This is a genomic window from Paenibacillus marinisediminis (genome assembly GCF_054343325.1).
In genome coordinates this window covers 571,949-590,054 of the sequence record NZ_JBTGUH010000001.1, presented here as the reverse complement: position 1 = coordinate 590,054, position 18,106 = coordinate 571,949, and the positions used below count along the sequence as shown (strand labels likewise).

Sequence of the window (18,106 nt, the reverse complement as noted above, 5' to 3'; positions counted from 1 at the left end):
CCTGCAGGCAGTCTCTTTGTGCATGCTTGTATTGGATTCTATTTACAGCAGCTCAGTCTAGAGACTGATGCCAAGTTCAATCCCTCGCCGCTGTTTACTTGGCTGTGTGTGCTATACAATACAGATATAAGATAAACGAAAGCAATATTCAAAGAGAGGGATTAATATGAATCTAGGAAAGAGATGGATGTTAGGCTTTATTCTAATCGGCGCTGGTGTAATCTTCTTGCTGCAGCAGATGGGATATATTAGCTTTGACCTTGGTGAAATGATTCGTACGTTCTGGCCGCTCATATTGGTGTTTGTAGGGCTGAGCGGTCTGCTCCAAGGGGGATTCTGGGGGATATTCCCGCTAGGTATAGGTGTTTACTATTTACTGAGAAATCTCAATATTATTACATTAAGCTGGTCTGACTTCATGAGCTATGCGCTTCCATTTGGTCTGATAGTCGGTGGTCTATGGGTATTGTTCAAGCCGCGGAAGTCTAGAAGCAACAACAGCGATTGGCAAGGGAACAATAAGAACTGGAATGATGATTTTAAGCAAGAGCAGAAGATGTCAAATCAGGCTCCAGCATCTTCATCCATTCCAGACTACGGCGATCCTAACTACCCCGATCCATTTAAGGATGTTGATTATTCGAAGGATATATTCAATAAAGAGGTATATGGAGATGTCGAGACCTCAAGCAAACCGAAAAAAGGAACTAATGAGGAAAGCTCAACCACTTCATGGGAGTTCGAGTTCGGGATGGGCGCAGGTAGTCACGGCTCCAAGAAAAATAAGATTAACAAGTCAACCTTTATCGGTGACTTTCACATCGGACAGGATTATTGGGAACTGAGACCAATGGATATCTCTCACTTTATCGGCGACTCGACGATCGATCTGACGAAAGCTCAAGTTCCATACGGGGAGACTAAGATTACCGTCTCCAGCTTTATCGGCGACGTAAAGGTATATATACCACGCGATATGGATCTTGGCGTCACTGTTACATCCAGTTCATTTATTGGCGATGTGCGTGTACTTGATGAGAAGGAAAGTGGATTCATGAGGACGACTAACGTTGAATCCCCGTATTATCATGATGCAAGCAAGAAAGTTCGCATCGTTGTCAGCACCTTCATCGGTGATGTAAGAGTGAAGAAGGTGGGATAGTATACTATGGTACAGAAATTATTTCGCAATGCCCGAAGTGTCAAATGGGAACTGCTCCTTACCTTCATTGTCTCGGGTTGTGTTATCATAAGTGTGCTATGGCTAGGGCTGGTTAACGGTATGTGGTATGAAGGATGGAATTGGTGGGTATTCGGCATCGTAACCGTACTCATCGTTTCCATCCTAACAGGATATATTGCGGGCGTCCGGCTGCAGCGCAGACTGGATGTTTTGCATGAAGGCATGATGCAGGTAACGAAAGGCGATTGGTCCGTTCGGATTCGGGATAATGATGAAGATGCTTTTTTTCAAGTATATTCGGACTTTAATGTTATGATTCAAACGATGGAGCATAAGCTTAAATTGCTTCAAAAGCTGTCGGAACAGCAGGTCGTTGATCATGAGCGTGAAAGCGAAGCGATCGTTCAGGAAGAACGCAAGCGATTGGCTCGTGATCTGCATGATACGGTCAGCCAACAGCTATTTGCTATGCATATGGCTTCTTCATCGCTTCCCAAGGTCATGGAGATGGATATGGAGCGGGCTCATATGGTTGTGAGCCAGTTGATTCAGATCTCGCATTCAGCGCAGAGACAGATGAGAGGACTGATTGCACAGCTCCGTCCGATCGAGCTGGACGGAAGAACGCTGCAGCAAGCATTGGAACGTTGGTTCCCGGATTATTGCAATCAGAACGGATTGCAGGGGAAGATTGAGATCCAATTGAATGCAGGGCTGTCTGAAGCGAAGGAGCATCAGTGCTTCTTAATGATTCAAGAAGCGATGGCCAATGTGGTGAAGCATGCTCAAGCGAAGCATGTAAACTTGTCGCTGCATGAAATCGAGCAGCGTGTGCTGCTCGTTGTTGCGGACGACGGCAAGGGCTTCAACATCAATAAGAACACCCATGCGGGAAGCTATGGATTAACTACAATGAGAGAACGGTGCGATAAACTGGGCGGGACGATGGACATTATTAGCCAACCTGGAGCAGGAACAACCATTCGAGTACATATACCTTTATTTGAACAAGTAGAAGAAGAGAGAGACCAACCAGCAATTAAGCATGTGGCAGAGGAACTGGACGGAGGCGAAACGGATGAGTAAAATGAACATTTTTCTCGTTGACGATCACGAGATGGTGCGGCTGGGGTTGCGCACGTATTTGATGTTCGATCCAGAGATCGAGGTTGCCGGTGAAGCAAGCGGGGGGATGGAAGCAATCAAGAAGATCAGCGCTAATCCTGATCAGCTGCCGGATCTAGTGCTGATGGACCTAATGATGCCGGATATGGATGGTGTAGAGACGACTAGACAGCTAATTGCGCGATTTCCGAAGCTGCGAATCGTCATGCTGACCAGCTTCATGGAAGATGAACAAGTAGTTGCCGCCATTCAGGCGGGGGCTCTCAGTTACGTTTTGAAGACAGTATCCGCAGAGGATCTTATCTGTGCGATTCGTGGAGCGTGCCGCGGCATGCCGGTGATGAACGGTGATGTATCGCAAGCCTTGTCGCGTGGACTGCGTAAACGGGCTGCGCAGCCGGATGATGAGGGATTGACAGAGCGCGAAAAAGAAGTGCTTTTGCTCATTGCCGACGGCAAAACCAACAAGGATATATCTGAAGAGCTTCATATAAGTATAAAGACAGTTAAGACACATGTATCGAATCTATTGATGAAATGTGAGCTTCAGGACCGCACACAACTAGCTGTGTACGCGCACCGCAACGGTTTGGTTAAGAATTAATTTAGCATTTTCATACGGCTTGCCTCCAATGACAGCATTCAGTTGGAGCGCAAGCTTTTTTTACATGATGGGAAGAATGATCTCATCATTTATCACGTTTTATGATGATTTTAATGTAGAATTAAGGTTCGGGGTTCATTATATAGACATAAGGTTATTACTTATACATTCAATTCACATACATTCCTCAGGAGGGGTTCATCATGGAAGACCAACGTAAATCATACTCAACATCTGATCAGGATAACAATACACAAATGAATGGTGTTGAATCTACTAATCCATCAAACACAACGGAAACAGATCAATCGGAAACTACTAAATCACACTATTTCGCTTATGGCCCATATCAGTCCGGTAAGGGCGGAGAAGCACAAGCAACTACTTCTGTAGATGGAAACGGTCAAGCGAGCGACGTTCAAGTAACGCAGCCTGCACCCGTAAAGCCAATGCCTTTCTCAAGTACGACTCGTCAAAGCTATGCTAACTATGGACCTGGCGGAGCAACTGGTAATGGTGCTGGCGGCAATGGAGGCTCTGCTCCATCCGATGGAGGCAAATGGAATTTCAAACCTTCCAATGAGAAGAAGGGTGCTTCCTTCAAATCAATCGTTGCTTCTTTCTTGGCTGGCGCGATCGTAATCTCGGGCCTCATGTTCACGGCGGATTACACGAATCTATTTACTGGTGGAAGTACTCAAGATTCCGCAAGAGGTGCGAACGGGACCGCGCAGACGGTATCCAACAATTCATCGGGAGCTCATTCCATGAACTCCGTATCCGATGTCGTGAAGTCAGCAAGTCCTGCTGTTGTTAAGATCGAAACATTTGCAACTCCAAGCAATAACTCGAGCAACATGTGGTGGATGGAGGATCCGCTCTTCCGTCAATTCTTCGGTGATTCATACGGTGACAGAGGCAATCAGGAGTCGCAGCCGAAGGATTCCAAGAAGCTGCAGCCGCTTGGAATCGGTACAGGCTTCATCTTTGAATCGGATGGCTACATCCTAACGAATAATCACGTTATCGAAGGCGGCGAAGCTGTACAAGTTACGATCGAAGGCTATGAAAAGCCGCTGACAGCAAAAGTGTTGGGCAGAAGCCCTGAGCTTGACTTGGCTGTTCTGAAAGTAGATGGTAAAGGCTTCCCTACTGTTAGCCTTGGCGATTCGGATGCAGCAGAAGTAGGCGAACAGGTTGTTGCGATTGGTAACCCTTCAGGCTTTGACCATAGTGTAACATCTGGTTGGTTGAGCGCTAAAGGCCGTTCCATTGATGTTAATGATAACGGTAAAGTGAAGACCTACAACGATCTGCTTCAGACCGATGCTGCTATTAACCCAGGTAACTCGGGTGGACCGCTCTTGAACATGAATGGTGAAGTTATCGGTATGAACGTTGCGGTATCTAAGGAAGCGCAAGGTATCGGATTCGCGATTCCTTCCAACACAATTACAAAAGTAGTCGATAATCTGAAAGAGAACAAGGAAATTCCAAAAGAACCGGTTCCATTCATTGGTGCTACTCTGTACACGATGACGGAAGATGTCGCGAACCAGATTGGCATTCCTAATACAGAGGGAGCTCTTATATACCAAGTTTTGTTCGGTTCTCCAGCATATGAAGCAGATTTGCGAGCTTATGATGTGATTACCAAAGTAGATGGCAAGAAGATCACGACGAAAGAAGAACTAATCGAAGCGGTGCAGAGTAAGAAGGTTGGCGATACTATTACATTAACTGTAGAGCGCAACAAAAAATCCATTGACGTAGATGTTAAGATCGGCGACAAGAACAAATTCCAACCTACTGAGCAATAATGCAATATAAACGAGGAGCTGTCTCTTGGGTAGACCGAGAGGCAGCTCTTTTTTTCGCAAATGGTGTCGAAGATGGTACAATAGCAAGTGAAGCTATTTGAGAGAGGATGACATATAAAAAATGCGCCCCTATATACTTATCGTTGATGATGATGAAAAAATAATATCCATGCTTCGAAGAGCGCTTGTGTTTGAAGGGTTTGAAGTGAATACGGCGACGAATGGATCGCAAGGCTTGAAGGAAATGATCGTTCGCGAGCCGGATCTGCTGATTCTGGATGTCATGATGCCTGAAGTAGATGGTTGGGAAGTATGCCGGCGTATGCGAGAAGCGGGCAGTGCTGTGCCTGTGCTGATGCTGACTGCTAAGGATGAAGTGCAGGACCGTGTTAAGGGCTTGGATATTGGTGCAGACGATTACTTAGTGAAGCCGTTCGCTCTCGAAGAGCTGTTAGCACGCGTACGAGCCTTGCTGCGCCGTCGCTCAGAGAGTGATAATGGCAATCATCGCTTAGAATATGATGGTTTGCTTCTTGATCTTCATACACGGGAGGTTAAGCGCGGAGAGCATAATATTGAGCTGACAGCGAAGGAGTTTGAGCTGCTGCATCTGTTTATGCAGAATCCGAAGCGGGTGCTGCCGCGAGATGTCATTATGGAGAAGATATGGGGGTTTGACTACAGCGGTGAATCGAATGTTCTAGAGGTATATATTGCTATGCTTCGTCAGAAGACGGAGGAGTTTGGCGACAAGCGGATCATACAAACGATTCGTGGGACAGGATATGTGCTTAGAGGAGAATCATAAGGTATGTCAATTCGACTCCGTCTTACATTATGGTATTCTTCGTTAGTTGCTTGCATGCTGTTATTATTCGGTATAACCATCTACATCTTTCTGGATAGTACTCTGTATGGTGATTTGGAAGATCGCATTACGAAAACTGCGAACAAAATATCCATACAAATGTCGGTCGATTTTCAGAATGGTCTGAATTTAGACCTTTCCGCTTTCGACAACAAGCGCATAACGGATGACTATCTGTACATGTTTATTTACAACTTTACGAATGGCGTAACGACCAAATCGAGTAATCTGGAAGGTTGGGATTTGAGCTTTGGCAAGCGAGAGAATCCATCGCAGATTATAGAAGGATTCCGCCGTGAGAATATTGGTGATCTGGGCGAGTTTCTAATCTACGAAGAACCGATCGAATATCTGAATCCGTTAACGAAGGAGACCACTGTGATCGGCGCCGTTCAGGTCGGCATGTTTTCGGAGGCGCAGGCTTCGTTCTTGCGCACGCTGCGAGATATTTTGTTCGTAGCGTCAGTGATGACAGTCGTATTGGCCTTCTCTCTAGGTCTGTTCTTAGCGCAGAAGACGCTGCGGCCAATCGAGAATATAATACGTGCGACGAATCGTGTTCAGAAGGGCGCTGATCTTAGCATGCGCATCCCGCGAGAAGGACCGCCTGAGGATGAGATCGGTCAGCTGACGGAGACGATCAATAACATGCTGCAGCGTATGGAAATATTCTATAACGAGCTTGATGAAGCGTATCGCGCCCAACGCCGATTCGTATCGGATGCTTCGCATGAGCTTCGAACTCCGCTTACCACGATTCGCGGTAATGTGGATCTGTTGAGGCGCATGTCGGTAAGGGATACTGAGCCATCGCCGCTGACGGAACAGGAACGGGAAGAAATGTCCATGGAGGCACTTCAGGACATATCGGATGAAGCGCGTCGAATGAGCCGCCTCGTTAACGATATGCTGTCGCTGGCACGAGCTGATGCGGGATATATGATGGACAAGGAAAATGTCGCAATTAAGCCGCTGGTGGAGGAAGTCGTACGTCGAGCACAATTCCTGCAGCGGAAGGCAGATTGGATATTTGACGACTTTACTGAGTTGGAAGGATTGTATGTCAACGGCAATAAGGATTATTTGCAGCAGATGCTGTTCATCTTTATTGAAAATGCGTTTAAATATACACCAAGCGGCAAAGTAACCTTAACCGCGATTCATGAAGACAATCTGATTGGACTTCGTGTTCAAGATACGGGGATCGGGATGAATGAGCAAGAAGTTCCGTATATTTTCGAGCGCTTCTATCGTGCAGATGTCTCCCGCGGTGTAACTTCGGGTACAGGACTTGGTCTTTCCATTGCAAAATGGATTATAGATGAGCACTCGGGTTCAGTTGAGGTTGTTACTAAGCCAGGGGAAGGAACTACATTTCTAATCTGGCTTCCTTTGGTACAGGTCGACGTGACTGAGATTATTGACGTATAATAGAAGGGCAGTACTCCCGAAATGTTAGGGAACTACCATTGAAAGCAGGTGTGTGTATGAATGTCATTAAGATAACGCCGCGCGGTTATTGTTACGGTGTTGTGGATGCCATGGTCATGGCTCAGCAGACGGCCCGTAATCTTGACCTGCCGCGACCAATATATATACTTGGCATGATCGTGCATAACAGCCATGTCACAAATGCGTTCGAAGAAGAGGGCATCATTACGCTAGACGGTGCCAATCGGTTGGATATATTAGATCAAGTGGAGTCAGGGACCGTAATCTTCACAGCACACGGCGTATCGCCGGAGGTGCGGAAGAAAGCTCGCGAGAAAGGCCTGACAACGGTTGATGCTACTTGCCCAGACGTGACTCGTACGCATGATCTAATTCGTGAGAAGACGGCTGAAGGGTACGAGATCATTTATATCGGCAAGAAAGGTCACCCTGAGCCAGAAGGCGCAATCGGCGTCGCTCCGGACAAGGTGCACTTAATAGAACGGGAAGATGAGATTGGCGGCTTGGACGTAGAGAATGATAAGATCATCATTACCAATCAGACCACGATGAGCCAATGGGATATTAAGAATATCATGAATCTGCTGATTGCCAAGTATCCGCACGCGGAGATTCATAACGAGATCTGTATGGCTACCCAGTTGCGTCAGCAAGCTGTTGCTGATCAAGCCTCAGAATGTGATCTCCTTATCGTAGTTGGAGACCCGCGCAGCAACAACTCGAATCGTCTCGCTCAAGTATCGGAAGAGATCGCGGGAGTTCCGGCGCATCGAATCTCTGATTTGTCTGAGCTGGAATTGGACTGGCTGCAAGGTGTGAAGGTTGTAGGTGTCACATCGGGCGCGTCTACTCCAACACCGATCACGAAGGAAGTTGTTACTTTCCTGGAGCAGTATGATCCTGAGGACGAGTCTACTTGGGAAAAGGTTCGGACTGTGAATATGAAGAAGCTGCTTCCTGCTGTACGTACAAAAGCCGGCGATAAATAGGCTGTGATGTCTGAAGAAAAATAAGAACCCGCAGGATGATGCTTGGGTACAAGACAAGTGTTCATCCTGCTGGTTCTTTGTTATTGACAATGTAGAACCTGCGGTTGTTGAGCATCTGCAGCAAATGAAAGGAATTGAGAAGGTAGTGAAGATTTCCAAATCATATAAACTGGCGAGCCGTGATTATCATCCTGAGGATACAATTATTGAGCTTGGGGATGTTCGCATCGGAGGCGGCAATCTTGTCGTCATGGGCGGTCCTTGTGCAGTTGAGTCGCCAGAGCAGATCGACGAGATTGCTCGTCTGGTTAAAGCGGCAGGCGGACAGATCCTGCGAGGAGGCGCCTTTAAACCGCGGACTGGACCTTACAGCTTCCAAGGGATAGGCGTTGAAGGGCTGAAGATGATGGCGGATGCCGGCAAGAAACACGGATTGCTGACGATAACGGAGGTCATGACGCCTGAATATGTTGATATCTGTGCGGAGTATGCTGACATTCTGCAGGTTGGTACCCGCAATATGCAGAACTTTGATCTATTGCGCAAGCTGGGGCAAACGAATCGCCCGGTACTACTGAAGCGCGGCTTCAGCGCAACATATGATGAGTGGCTGAATGCTGCCGAGTACATTCTAGCTGGAGGCAATCCGAACGTAATGCTCTGTGAGCGCGGCATTCGCACTTTCGAGACTTATACGCGCAATACGCTGGACTTGGCTGCTATCCCAGCGATGAAACAGTTGACGCATCTGCCTGTCATTTCTGATCCAAGCCACGGAACTGGCCGACGCGAGCTAGTGGAGCCTATGGCGAAGGCATCGGTTGCGGCGGGCGCGGATGGATTGATTATTGAGATGCATACAGATCCTAATAATTCGATGACAGGTGATGGTGTGCAATCCTTATTCCCGGATCAATTCGCCCGCTTGTTGAAAGAGCTAGAGCAGTTAGCATCCATATGCGGCAGTCAATTCAATACGCATAAGGAAGATGCGTCTTACTTTGAAGCGTGGAATAACTAAATCATAGCAATAGATAACAGCCGTCCTGCGGATTACTCGTCGCGGGGCGGCTGTTTGTTATATATTCATAGCCATAAAACAAAGTATTTATGCTGAAAAAAATATTATGTTAGGAAACATGACATTGGATAGAAAAATACCTTACATGAGTATTGACGGTGCGAATAAATGGTTTTATAATGTGATTAACAAAGTTACAAAACGGAACATTTGGCTGATGATGTGGTTACAATGTTCGGATATGGGGAGGAATTAGCATGTCTATCGACCAAGTGTTAACTATTATTAAAGAGAAAAGTATCGAGTTTGTTGATTTCCGCTTTGTTGATCTAAGCGGAAAAGCACATCACATCACATTGCCAGCCACAGAGGTTGAGGCAGAAACATTTGTGAACGGAGTAGCATTTGACGGTTCTTCCATTCCAGGCTTCAGAGGCATCGAAGAATCTGACATGGTGATGATGCCGGATACTGAAACGGCATATGTGGATCCATTTACCTCACATGCGACACTGATCGTGATGTGCAACATCTATACGCCGGATGGAGAACGTTATGAGCGTGACCCTCGCAGCATCGCTCAGCGAGCGGAGGAGTATCTGCAAACGGCTGGCGTAGGTACAACAGCATTCTTCGCGCCAGAGTCTGAGTTCTTCATATTTGACGATGTTCGCTATGAGAACACGATGAACAGCGCTTCCTTCTATGTTGATTCCGAAGAAGCGTCCTGGAATACGAATCGCAAGGAACAGGGCGGCAACCTCGGATTCAAGATTCGCACCAAGGGTGGATACGTGCCGGTTGCTCCAGTTGATACACAGCAGGATCTACGCAGTGAGATGTGCCGCTTGCTGCAAGAAGCAGGCTTGCGCATCGAGCGTCATCATCATGAGGTGGCGACTGCAGGCCAAGCAGAGATTAATTTTCGCTTTGATACGTTGACTGCTACAGCAGACAATCTGATGAAATATAAATATATCGTACACAATACAGCGCGTATGTTTGGCAAGGTGGCTACCTTTATGCCGAAGCCCCTCTTTGGTGATAACGGCAGCGGAATGCATGTTCACCAATCCATTTTCGATGGCGACACTCCTCTGTTCTATGAAAAAGGGGCTTATGCGAACCTAAGTGAAACCGCGATGCACTATATCGGCGGTATCCTGTATCATGCTCCGTCCCTGATCGCACTGACGAATCCGAGCACGAACTCCTTTAAACGTCTCGTTCCAGGCTATGAAGCGCCAGTAAATCTCGTGTTCTCCAAGGGTAACCGCTCGGCTGCGGTTCGTATTCCGGTCGCTGCAGTCACGCCTAAAGGCTGTCGAATCGAATTCCGTACGCCTGACTCCACTGCGAATCCGTACTTGGCATTTGCGGCTATGCTGATGGCTGGCTTAGATGGAATCAAGCGCAAGCTGGATCCAACAGCACTTGGATACGGCCCATTCGACAAAAATATTTATGAGCTATCCGATGCGGAGAAAGCAGAAATCCGCAGTGTGCCAGGCACGTTGGAAGAAGCGCTGGATGCGCTGGAAGCGAACCACGACTTCTTAACGGAAGGCGGCGTGTTTACGGATGATTTCATAGCCAACTATATTTCAGTCAAGCGTACTGAAGCGAAATCTGTAGCGATTCGCATTCATCCGCAGGAATACAGCCTTTATTTCGATTGTTAGTTCTGAACATGTTCAGATGGTTCTCGTTTTTCCCTTATCTTGTCACCCGCATTCAGATGAATGCGGGCACTTTTTTTCTGCATCGAGTAATACTAAATTACTATTTTAGATGAAAGTGTTTTCAATGCGGACTTTTGATGCTTTTTTACGTTAACTGCTTGAAGAGCTTAGCATTAACTGTTATCATAACGAATAAATCTTGACTAGAAATCGAAGGTGGGAGAGCAATGGCACATGGAGAGCGAGCATTAAATTTTAACGCGGGACCTGCAGCAATTCCATTAGAAGTGTTGGAACTTGCGCAGGCAGAGTTCGTTGATTTCCGAGGTAACGGCATGTCTATTATGGAAATGTCACATCGCGGTGCTGTGTATGAAGGAGTTCATAATGAAGCGAAGGAATTGCTGAAAGAACTTCTATCCATTCCGGATGGCTATGATATCTTATTCCTTCAAGGCGGAGCAAGCACACAGTTCGCTATGATTCCGATGAACTTGCTGAAGCCGAGCACAGTGGGCGCTTACGTACAAACAGGCAGCTGGGCTAACAAAGCGCTTGAGGAAGCGAAGCTGATCGGCGAGACAGCCATCATTGCCTCTTCTGAAGCGGACAGCTACAAACGCATCCCTGAACTGAGCTGCGATCAGATTCCCGCTGATGCGGCGTATGTTCATATTACTTCCAATGAGACCATTGAAGGCACACAATTTCAGACCTATCCAGACACGGGAAATACTCCGTTAATCGCTGATATGTCAAGTGATATATTAAGCCGTCCAGTTGATGTTTCGAAGTTCGGCATGATCTATGCGGGCGCTCAGAAGAACCTCGGTCCTTCAGGCGTTACGGTTGTGATCGCGAAGGACGAGCTGTTGACCGATAGTCCGAAGTCGATTCCGACTATGCTGCGATACAGCATCCATAAGAAGAACAATTCCCTATATAACACGCCGCCATCATTCTCCATTTACATGGTGAATCAGGTCCTGCATTGGATTAAAGAACGCGGTGGACTTGCTGGATTACAAGCGATGAATGAAGCGAAAGCGAACGTGCTGTATAATGCGATCGACGGCAGCTCTGGATTCTATCGTGGAGTTGCGGAAGCAGGCAGCCGTTCCCGGATGAACGTCACATTCCGTCTTGCCAATGAGGAGCTGGAGAAAGCATTCATCAAAGCATCGGAGCAAGAAGGCTTTATCGGTCTTAAAGGTCATCGCAGTGTCGGCGGCCTGCGGGCATCTATTTATAATGCTGTACCACATGAAAATTGTGAAGCTTTAGCTCAATTTATGAAGCATTTCCAACAAATCAATAGCTAATATGTTATAGTAGAGAGCAACCTCGTTTATGGTTTATATAGCCAAGCGTGGTTGCTCTTTCTATAAGGAGGCATTAGAGATGCTTAACTATAACGTGAAGGATGAAGCTACCAAGATCGGAATTGGAATAATAGGAACGCCGCCGATGCTGGAGCGAGTGACGGGTGCTTTGCGTGCATTTCCTACATTTCGTCCGGAAATGGAGTTGGCGGAGGATATCCATGAGGCTATACAGCATGCGGAGCGCTTGATGGAGCATAATGAGGTGCTGCTGATACTGGAAGCGGATTGGCTTGCGCCTATTCAAATGGTTACGAAGTCTGCAATTCCCGTTCACGGTATTACGTTAACGGACACGGGCTTTGTTCAGGCTCTCTTTCAGATGAGGCATGTCCTAGATGCTGGCGAAATCATCTCGATTGATGTTAAAGAACAGTCTAAGCTGAAGCGCCGGTTAAAGGAGCTGGAGGTTGACGAAGATCAGTTTCACGTGTTGTCTGGTGTAACGGATGGTGAGATGTCAACTAAGGTGACAGCGCAGGCAACAGCAGATGCACATATTGCACTCTATGAAGCGGGAAAGGTGCAAGCGGCGATTACTTCTGATTATGCTGTTTCGAGGCAACTGGAGAAGAAGGCGATACCGCATGCGGTATTGGCTCCGACTGAAGCGAATTTGGTCGTCGCATTAGAGCGAGCGCTCCTATCCACGGAATCGAGAAAGAGCAAAGAAGCGCAAATCGCAGTTGGACTTATTCATGTCGATAAGATGGATCAGGTGTTGGCTAAGCTTGGATCGGAGCATGAAGTTCAGCGATTAAGATTGGAGCTATACCGCCATCTATTGGATTATGTGGTGTCGCTGGATGGCTCTATGTCACATCTGGGTGGAGCGGAGTATCTGTTTTTTACGACACGCGGCATATTTGAACGTCAAACACATGGCTACAAGGTTCTCGGATTAGCTCCGGAGCTGTTTCGGGATCTAGGCATCACGTTAAGTGTTGGAATCGGATTCGGACGATCGGCCAATGAAAGTGGAACCCACGCCAGACAAGCGCTGCATGTCGCGCAATCAGCCGGTGGAAACGGCTGTTACATCGTACGTGAAGACAGAACGATAGTTGGTCCTTTGGAGATGACGATGCCGCTTGAGGCTACGATCTCTCTTGCGGATGTAGAACTGATGGCCGCGGCTAATGAGGCAGGCATGAACAGCGTGTACCTAAGCAAGCTGATCGCGCATGTGTCGCGAAAAGGACATCTCGACATGGATGTTCACGAGCTGGCTTTTATCCTGTCGATTACGATTCGATCTGCGCATCGTTTGCTAGTGCAATGGATGGATGCGAATCTAGTAAGCATCGTCGGCAGTGAGAAGGTAGAGCGCGGACGCCCTAAAAATATTTACCGTTTTTCCTTTCTGCATGATGCGATGAGATAGTTCAATTTTGTATTTTTCCTGTTATTTATGGACGATTAATAGATTTGTCTTTAAATGATTGCGTCTATTACACTGAAGTTGTAAAACGATTGCAGTGATGCGACGGATATGAACAGGAGGGAAACGAAATGGAAACGCTAGCACAATTGGAACAGAAGATGTCTGAGCCATCATCTCGCTTAGTAGAAGATATTCGTAAACTGAATGGTGATATTATGCTGCTTGGTGTTGGCGGCAAGATGGGGCCGGACTTGGCGAGATTGGCTGTGAGAGCGATCGAAGCATCTGGAACGAACAAGACGGTTTATGGAGTTTCTCGCTTCTCGGAAGCAGGACTAAGAGAACAGCTGGAACAGATCGGAGTTAAGACCATCGCTTGTGACTTGCTTGATGATGAAGGCCTGAAGTCACTGCCTGATGTTGAGAATATTGTCTATATGGCTGGACGTAAATTCGGTACAACGGGAAGCGAAAGCTTGACTTGGGCGATGAACAGCTACTTGCCTGGCAGAGTGTCTGAACGTTTCCGCAATTCCAACATTGTTGTATTCTCATCTGGAAATATATATCCGTTCCTTCCAGTCGCATACGGTGGTGCAACGGAACAAACGCCTCCTTCTCCGCTCGGTGAGTATGCTCAATCGTGCCTTGGTCGGGAACGAGTCTTTGAACATTTTAGCAAGACGAACAAAACGCCAATGCTGATGTATCGTTTGAACTATGCGATTGATCTTCGCTACGGTGTGCTGCTGGAGCTGGCGAAGTCGATTAAGGAACAGCGTCCTATCAATCTGGCAATGGGTCATTTCAACTGCATCTGGCAAGGCGATGCGAACGAGATTGCGCTGCGCGCACTGCTTCGCTGCAATACTCCGCCGCAAATCTTGAATGTAACGGGACCGGAAACTGTCTCCGTTCGTTACGCTGCAGAACAGTTGGGAGCGCTCTTGGGCATAGAGCCTAAGTTCGAAGGCGTTGAATCCGAGAACGCGCTGCTTAACAACTCGTCAGCTTGTATGAAGGAATACGGCTATCCTAGCGTATCGCTGCAGCAGATGATCGAATGGACGGCGAAGTGGGTAGCGCTTGATGGAGAAACGATCAACAAACCGACGCACTTCCAAGAGCGAGGAGGTAAATTCTAATGGCTAATCGTAAAGAATGGAGCCCGGAACTTAAACAAGCAGTGCAAGCAGGACTTGCAATTCCAGCGCATCCGCTTGCCTTGAATGCGGATAGACAATTAGATGAAGCTAGACAGCGCTTGCTGACTCGCTATTACGCAGCTTCTGGAGCAGGCGGTATCGCAATCGGTGTTCACTCCACACAATTCGAAATTCGTGATCCGAAGCATCGCCTCTATGAACGTGTTCTGGAATTGGCGGCTGAAGAAATATCACAAGCTAAGCTGGACCGTCCTTTCTTAAAAGTAGCAGGTATATGCGGCCCGACGGAGCAAGCCTTGGGTGAAGCGGCTACAGCTGTATCATACAACTACGACGCTGGTCTACTTAGCCTTGGCGGTCTTGGAAGCTGGAGTGAGTCTCAGCTGATCAACCATGTGGCTAAGGTGGCTGAGGAAATTCCGGTATTCGGATTCTATCTACAGCCTGCTGTAGGCGGACGAATACTGAGCTTCGACTTCTGGCGTGAGTTTGCTGAGATTCCGGGTGTTATGGCGATCAAGATGGCTCCATTCAACCGTTATCAAACGATTGATGTCGTGCGCGCGGTATGTGCTTCGTCCCGTCGTGATGAGATTGCGCTCTATACAGGCAATGATGACAACATCATTAACGATCTGCTCACGAAGTTCCGCTTCAACATCAATGGACAGCAGGTAGAGAAACGCATAGTCGGCGGTCTGCTTGGCCAGTGGGCAGTGTGGACGAATCAAGCGGTTCAGATGCTTGAGGAGCTGAAGGCAGCAAGAGCGACAGGAAGTATTTCAGAAGAGTGGCTGACACGAAATGTGGAATTGACAGACAGCAACGGAGTTGTGTTTGATGTTAGCCATGATTTCCATGGCTGTATTCCAGGAATTCATGAGATCCTTCGCCGCCAAGGCATACTGGAAGGGACATGGTGCTTGAATCCGAATGAGACGCTGTCCCCTGGTCAAGCAGAGGAGTTGGATCGAGTAACGCGCGATTATCCTCATCTCACGGATGATGAATTCGTAGCGAAGAATCTGCAAGCTTGGAAATCAGGTCTTTCCTTGTAAAAATATGATTAGTAGTTGATTCCCATCTGATGTATTAATAAATTGACTTCTCATGATTCTTCCCTCAAAATAGAGCTACGATTAAGCTGAACGAAAAAAGGGGAGAATCATGAGTCGATTTTCGAACCGTCAAACATTTCAAGAAAAATTGAACGGATTGGTTGATGCCTTGCGTACCGAGATACATAGCGGCATACGCCAATCAGGAAGCTACCTTCCTTCTGAAAGCGCTCTCGCGAAGGAGTTCGGCTTGAGCAATAAGTCAGTTCGTAAAGGTCTTGAAGTTCTGGTAGAGGAAGGGCTGATTACGAAGATTGATCGCGTTGGCAGCTTGGTAAATGAACCTGCTCGTGAACGGGTGACCGTACATTGGGGCTGCAGCTCTACTCTCCCTACAGATCTACGAATAGACGAATTGATTCAGCTGTTTGAAGAGAAGAATCCAGATATCGCAATTCGAAGAATCACGCTTGACTATAATAATTATATTTGCTCCTCACATGAGCTGATCATGAATGGCATGCTGGATGGCGTGATGCTGAACAGCCTGCAATTTCAAGAGTGGCTTGAGAATGGCTGGTCGGATTATTTGGACTCATTGGAAAATGATCGATCGGTTTACCCCATTATAGAAGACGCGTTTGTCGTTAAGGACAGTTTAAAGGTGCGTCCTATAACCTTCTCTCCTGTTGTTCTTTGCTATAATCCGCATCATTTTCAGGAAGTGGGAATACCCGAACCGGACAGCTACTGGAGTTGGGAAGACTTAATTCATGCGGCAGAACAATTAGCTCGTCACCGTGGAAGACACGGGATATATTTCATGCCTGCTTCAGAGAATCGGTTTTCAGTCTTTCTGCTGCAGGGTGGGATGGAAACTACACGTGATGCAGAAGGCAAGGTACGCCTATCTGAACGTATGATGGAAAGCCTGCGCATCTTCAGCAAGCTTGTTCGAAACAGTGAAATATTCCCGGTATATATAGCTCAGGAAAATGATGATACGATTCAATTGTTTCAGAATGAACAGGTCTCGATGATACTCGCTACCTACTACAATTTGAATAAACTGACGGATGCGCCATTTTCATATAATATTTCACCTGTTCCATCCTTGCATAAGGGAGAACCACAGAAAACGCTGCTGCTGACGATCGGGGCGGCGGTTGTCCGGCGTTCTCGAGTTAAGGAAGCCGCACGGAGATTCACGGACTTTCTAGCGTCAGAGGAAGCTCAAGCCTTTATTCGGGAGCACACTTTAAGTATTCCGGTGAAGATGGACGTGAAAGAGCCGGAAATAGATCCGTTGTATCGGCCGTCTCGATATCGAATGTATCGAGAGACGTTCCCTTCCTACCGCACTCATGCGGAGCTTGGTCTTCGCTTAGAGGAATTGCGCTTGTTCCGGCGTTCGTTAAGGCAGTACTGGGCAGGCATTATTGAGGAAGCAGAACTCCATCAGCAATTGGCGGAGCTCCTAGATCGTAATTCGAGCTCTGTACAAAAGAAAGACACTAGCCAATAAGCTGGTGTCTTTCTTTTGTACAAGTATTAATTTATCGGACTAAGCGGGTTCCATGCTCCTTGATGCGGCTCGACCCATGCGGCGCTGTCTTCGCCTACTTCCTTCTTCCAGATCGGAACAACCTGCTTCAGCTTCTCGATAGCATAGCGACTGGCTTCGTAGCACTCTGCGCGATGCGGCGATGATACAGCGATGACGACGCTTGCTTCACCAATAGGTACGGTGCCGAGCCGATGGGTGATAGCAGAGCTCGTACCTGGCCAGCGTGTTCCGATATCTTGACCTATGGCAGCTAGCTGCTTGATAGCCATCGGAGCATATGCCTCGTAGTCCAGCCGGATTGTGCGTAAGCCACCCGTATGCTCTCGCGTAGTACCGACAAATGTGAGCGCGGCCCCGTGATCGGGATGCGCGACATAAGCGGATAGCTCGTCTACATGAATAGGTGCATATGTAAGCACATAGCGGCCGTGTTCTGTTTGAATGGACGGCTCGGCAGTGGAAGAATCCTCTATATGACCCTCTCCGCCGGAAACAGGCGGGATGAGCGCCAATTCATCCGTGGGTTGAACGATGCGATCATCTGTGGCGTACTCTTGATTAACAGCCATGAACGCGCGTGATAACGCGTGAGCAGCGTTGGGATACAGTTCGGATAACAGCTTCTTGATGTCTGCGACAGACATAGAAGCTTGATTCGAGTCAAGAATTACAATAGCTTGTCCTGTAAGATCCGCTAACCCTGCGAAGCAATGCACACTATATTTCACACATTTCCTCCAATCTTTCCACTATACATGGAACTGACTTCATGCTCCTACCAGTTTATCACAACATTTAAGCGAAA

The 18,106-nt window shown here is 47.4% G+C and carries 14 protein-coding genes and 1 pseudogene; 14 read left to right on the top strand and 1 reads right to left on the bottom strand.

Annotated features, from left to right (window positions below):
- Nucleotides 1-166: 166 nt before the first annotated feature.
- The 14 genes and pseudogenes from liaF (at nt 167) to ACXX53_RS02590 (ending at nt 17,259) form a co-directional block, all read left to right on the top strand.
- Nucleotides 167-1,162 (top strand): cell wall-active antibiotics response protein LiaF, encoded by a 996-nt coding sequence (gene liaF, locus ACXX53_RS02655; protein WP_458567045.1) that lies wholly within the window; start codon nt 167-169, stop codon nt 1,160-1,162.
- Nucleotides 1,163-1,168: 6 nt separating this feature from the next.
- On the top strand, nt 1,169-2,269 hold the full coding sequence (locus ACXX53_RS02650; RefSeq protein ID WP_458567044.1) for a HAMP domain-containing sensor histidine kinase: 1,101 nt from the start codon (nt 1,169-1,171) through the stop codon (nt 2,267-2,269).
- Complete coding sequence (locus tag ACXX53_RS02645; RefSeq protein WP_458567043.1) at nt 2,262-2,912, top strand: response regulator; 651 nt, start codon at nt 2,262-2,264, stop codon at nt 2,910-2,912. Before ACXX53_RS02650 ends, ACXX53_RS02645 begins: the two co-directional genes overlap by 8 nt.
- A gap of 203 nt (nt 2,913-3,115) precedes the next feature.
- On the top strand, nt 3,116-4,732 hold the full coding sequence (locus ACXX53_RS02640) for a S1C family serine protease (RefSeq protein ID WP_458567042.1): 1,617 nt from the start codon (nt 3,116-3,118) through the stop codon (nt 4,730-4,732).
- Nucleotides 4,733-4,853: 121 nt separating this feature from the next.
- A complete protein-coding gene (locus tag ACXX53_RS02635; protein ID WP_458567041.1) occupies nt 4,854-5,540 on the top strand; it encodes a response regulator transcription factor in 687 nt (228 codons plus the stop codon).
- A 3-nt stretch (nt 5,541-5,543) separates the two neighbouring features.
- Nucleotides 5,544-7,031 carry a sensor histidine kinase gene (locus ACXX53_RS02630; protein WP_458567040.1) on the top strand — a complete coding sequence of 496 codons (1,488 nt, stop codon included), beginning with the start codon at nt 5,544-5,546 and terminating at the stop codon, nt 7,029-7,031.
- 56 nt (nt 7,032-7,087) lie between these two features.
- Nucleotides 7,088-8,041 carry a 4-hydroxy-3-methylbut-2-enyl diphosphate reductase gene (locus ACXX53_RS02625; protein WP_458567039.1) on the top strand — a complete coding sequence of 318 codons (954 nt, stop codon included), beginning with the start codon at nt 7,088-7,090 and terminating at the stop codon, nt 8,039-8,041.
- Nucleotides 8,042-8,120: 79 nt separating this feature from the next.
- A pseudogene (aroF, locus tag ACXX53_RS02620) lies at nt 8,121-9,062 on the top strand (3-deoxy-7-phosphoheptulonate synthase); the annotation flags it as partial.
- Nucleotides 9,063-9,319: 257 nt separating this feature from the next.
- A complete protein-coding gene (gene glnA, locus ACXX53_RS02615; RefSeq protein ID WP_458567038.1) occupies nt 9,320-10,744 on the top strand; it encodes a type I glutamate--ammonia ligase in 1,425 nt (474 codons plus the stop codon).
- 227 nt (nt 10,745-10,971) lie between these two features.
- Nucleotides 10,972-12,066, top strand: a complete 1,095-nt coding sequence (gene serC, locus ACXX53_RS02610; RefSeq protein ID WP_458567037.1) for a 3-phosphoserine/phosphohydroxythreonine transaminase — start codon at nt 10,972-10,974, stop codon at nt 12,064-12,066.
- Between the two features lie 79 nt (nt 12,067-12,145).
- Nucleotides 12,146-13,510, top strand: a complete 1,365-nt coding sequence (locus ACXX53_RS02605; RefSeq protein WP_458567036.1) for a hypothetical protein — start codon at nt 12,146-12,148, stop codon at nt 13,508-13,510.
- A gap of 128 nt (nt 13,511-13,638) precedes the next feature.
- Entirely contained in the window at nt 13,639-14,655 is a 1,017-nt protein-coding gene (locus ACXX53_RS02600) for an NAD-dependent epimerase/dehydratase family protein (protein ID WP_458567035.1), read from the top strand.
- Nucleotides 14,655-15,734 (top strand): dihydrodipicolinate synthase family protein, encoded by a 1,080-nt coding sequence (locus ACXX53_RS02595; protein ID WP_458567034.1) that lies wholly within the window; start codon nt 14,655-14,657, stop codon nt 15,732-15,734. Before ACXX53_RS02600 ends, ACXX53_RS02595 begins: the two co-directional genes overlap by 1 nt.
- A 109-nt stretch (nt 15,735-15,843) precedes the next feature.
- Entirely contained in the window at nt 15,844-17,259 is a 1,416-nt protein-coding gene (locus tag ACXX53_RS02590) for an extracellular solute-binding protein (RefSeq protein WP_458567033.1), read from the top strand.
- A 26-nt stretch (nt 17,260-17,285) separates the two neighbouring features.
- Here ACXX53_RS02590 and ACXX53_RS02585 read toward each other — a convergent pair whose 3' ends face one another.
- Nucleotides 17,286-18,029 (bottom strand): molybdenum cofactor biosynthesis protein, encoded by a 744-nt coding sequence (locus ACXX53_RS02585; protein WP_458567032.1) that lies wholly within the window; start codon nt 18,027-18,029, stop codon nt 17,286-17,288.
- Between the last annotated feature and the right edge of the window lie 77 nt (nt 18,030-18,106).

Excerpts from the sequence above, each read along its gene's own strand:
- ACXX53_RS02645 (WP_458567043.1), top strand. The coding sequence starts at position 2,262 with ATGAGTAAAATGAACATTTTTCTCGTTGACGATCACGAGATGGTGCGG.
- ACXX53_RS02595 (WP_458567034.1), top strand. The coding sequence starts at position 14,655 with ATGGCTAATCGTAAAGAATGGAGCCCGGAACTTAAACAAGCAGTGCAA.
- ACXX53_RS02600 (WP_458567035.1), top strand. The coding sequence starts at position 13,639 with ATGGAAACGCTAGCACAATTGGAACAGAAGATGTCTGAGCCATCATCT.
- ACXX53_RS02650 (WP_458567044.1), top strand. The coding sequence starts at position 1,169 with ATGGTACAGAAATTATTTCGCAATGCCCGAAGTGTCAAATGGGAACTG.
- ACXX53_RS02590 (WP_458567033.1), top strand. The coding sequence starts at position 15,844 with ATGAGTCGATTTTCGAACCGTCAAACATTTCAAGAAAAATTGAACGGA.
- ACXX53_RS02605 (WP_458567036.1), top strand. The coding sequence starts at position 12,146 with ATGCTTAACTATAACGTGAAGGATGAAGCTACCAAGATCGGAATTGGA.
- serC (WP_458567037.1), top strand. The coding sequence starts at position 10,972 with ATGGCACATGGAGAGCGAGCATTAAATTTTAACGCGGGACCTGCAGCA.
- ACXX53_RS02640 (WP_458567042.1), top strand. The coding sequence starts at position 3,116 with ATGGAAGACCAACGTAAATCATACTCAACATCTGATCAGGATAACAAT.
- ACXX53_RS02625 (WP_458567039.1), top strand. The coding sequence starts at position 7,088 with ATGAATGTCATTAAGATAACGCCGCGCGGTTATTGTTACGGTGTTGTG.
- ACXX53_RS02635 (WP_458567041.1), top strand. The coding sequence starts at position 4,854 with ATGCGCCCCTATATACTTATCGTTGATGATGATGAAAAAATAATATCC.
- liaF (WP_458567045.1), top strand. The coding sequence starts at position 167 with ATGAATCTAGGAAAGAGATGGATGTTAGGCTTTATTCTAATCGGCGCT.
- glnA (WP_458567038.1), top strand. The coding sequence starts at position 9,320 with ATGTCTATCGACCAAGTGTTAACTATTATTAAAGAGAAAAGTATCGAG.
- ACXX53_RS02630 (WP_458567040.1), top strand. The coding sequence starts at position 5,544 with ATGTCAATTCGACTCCGTCTTACATTATGGTATTCTTCGTTAGTTGCT.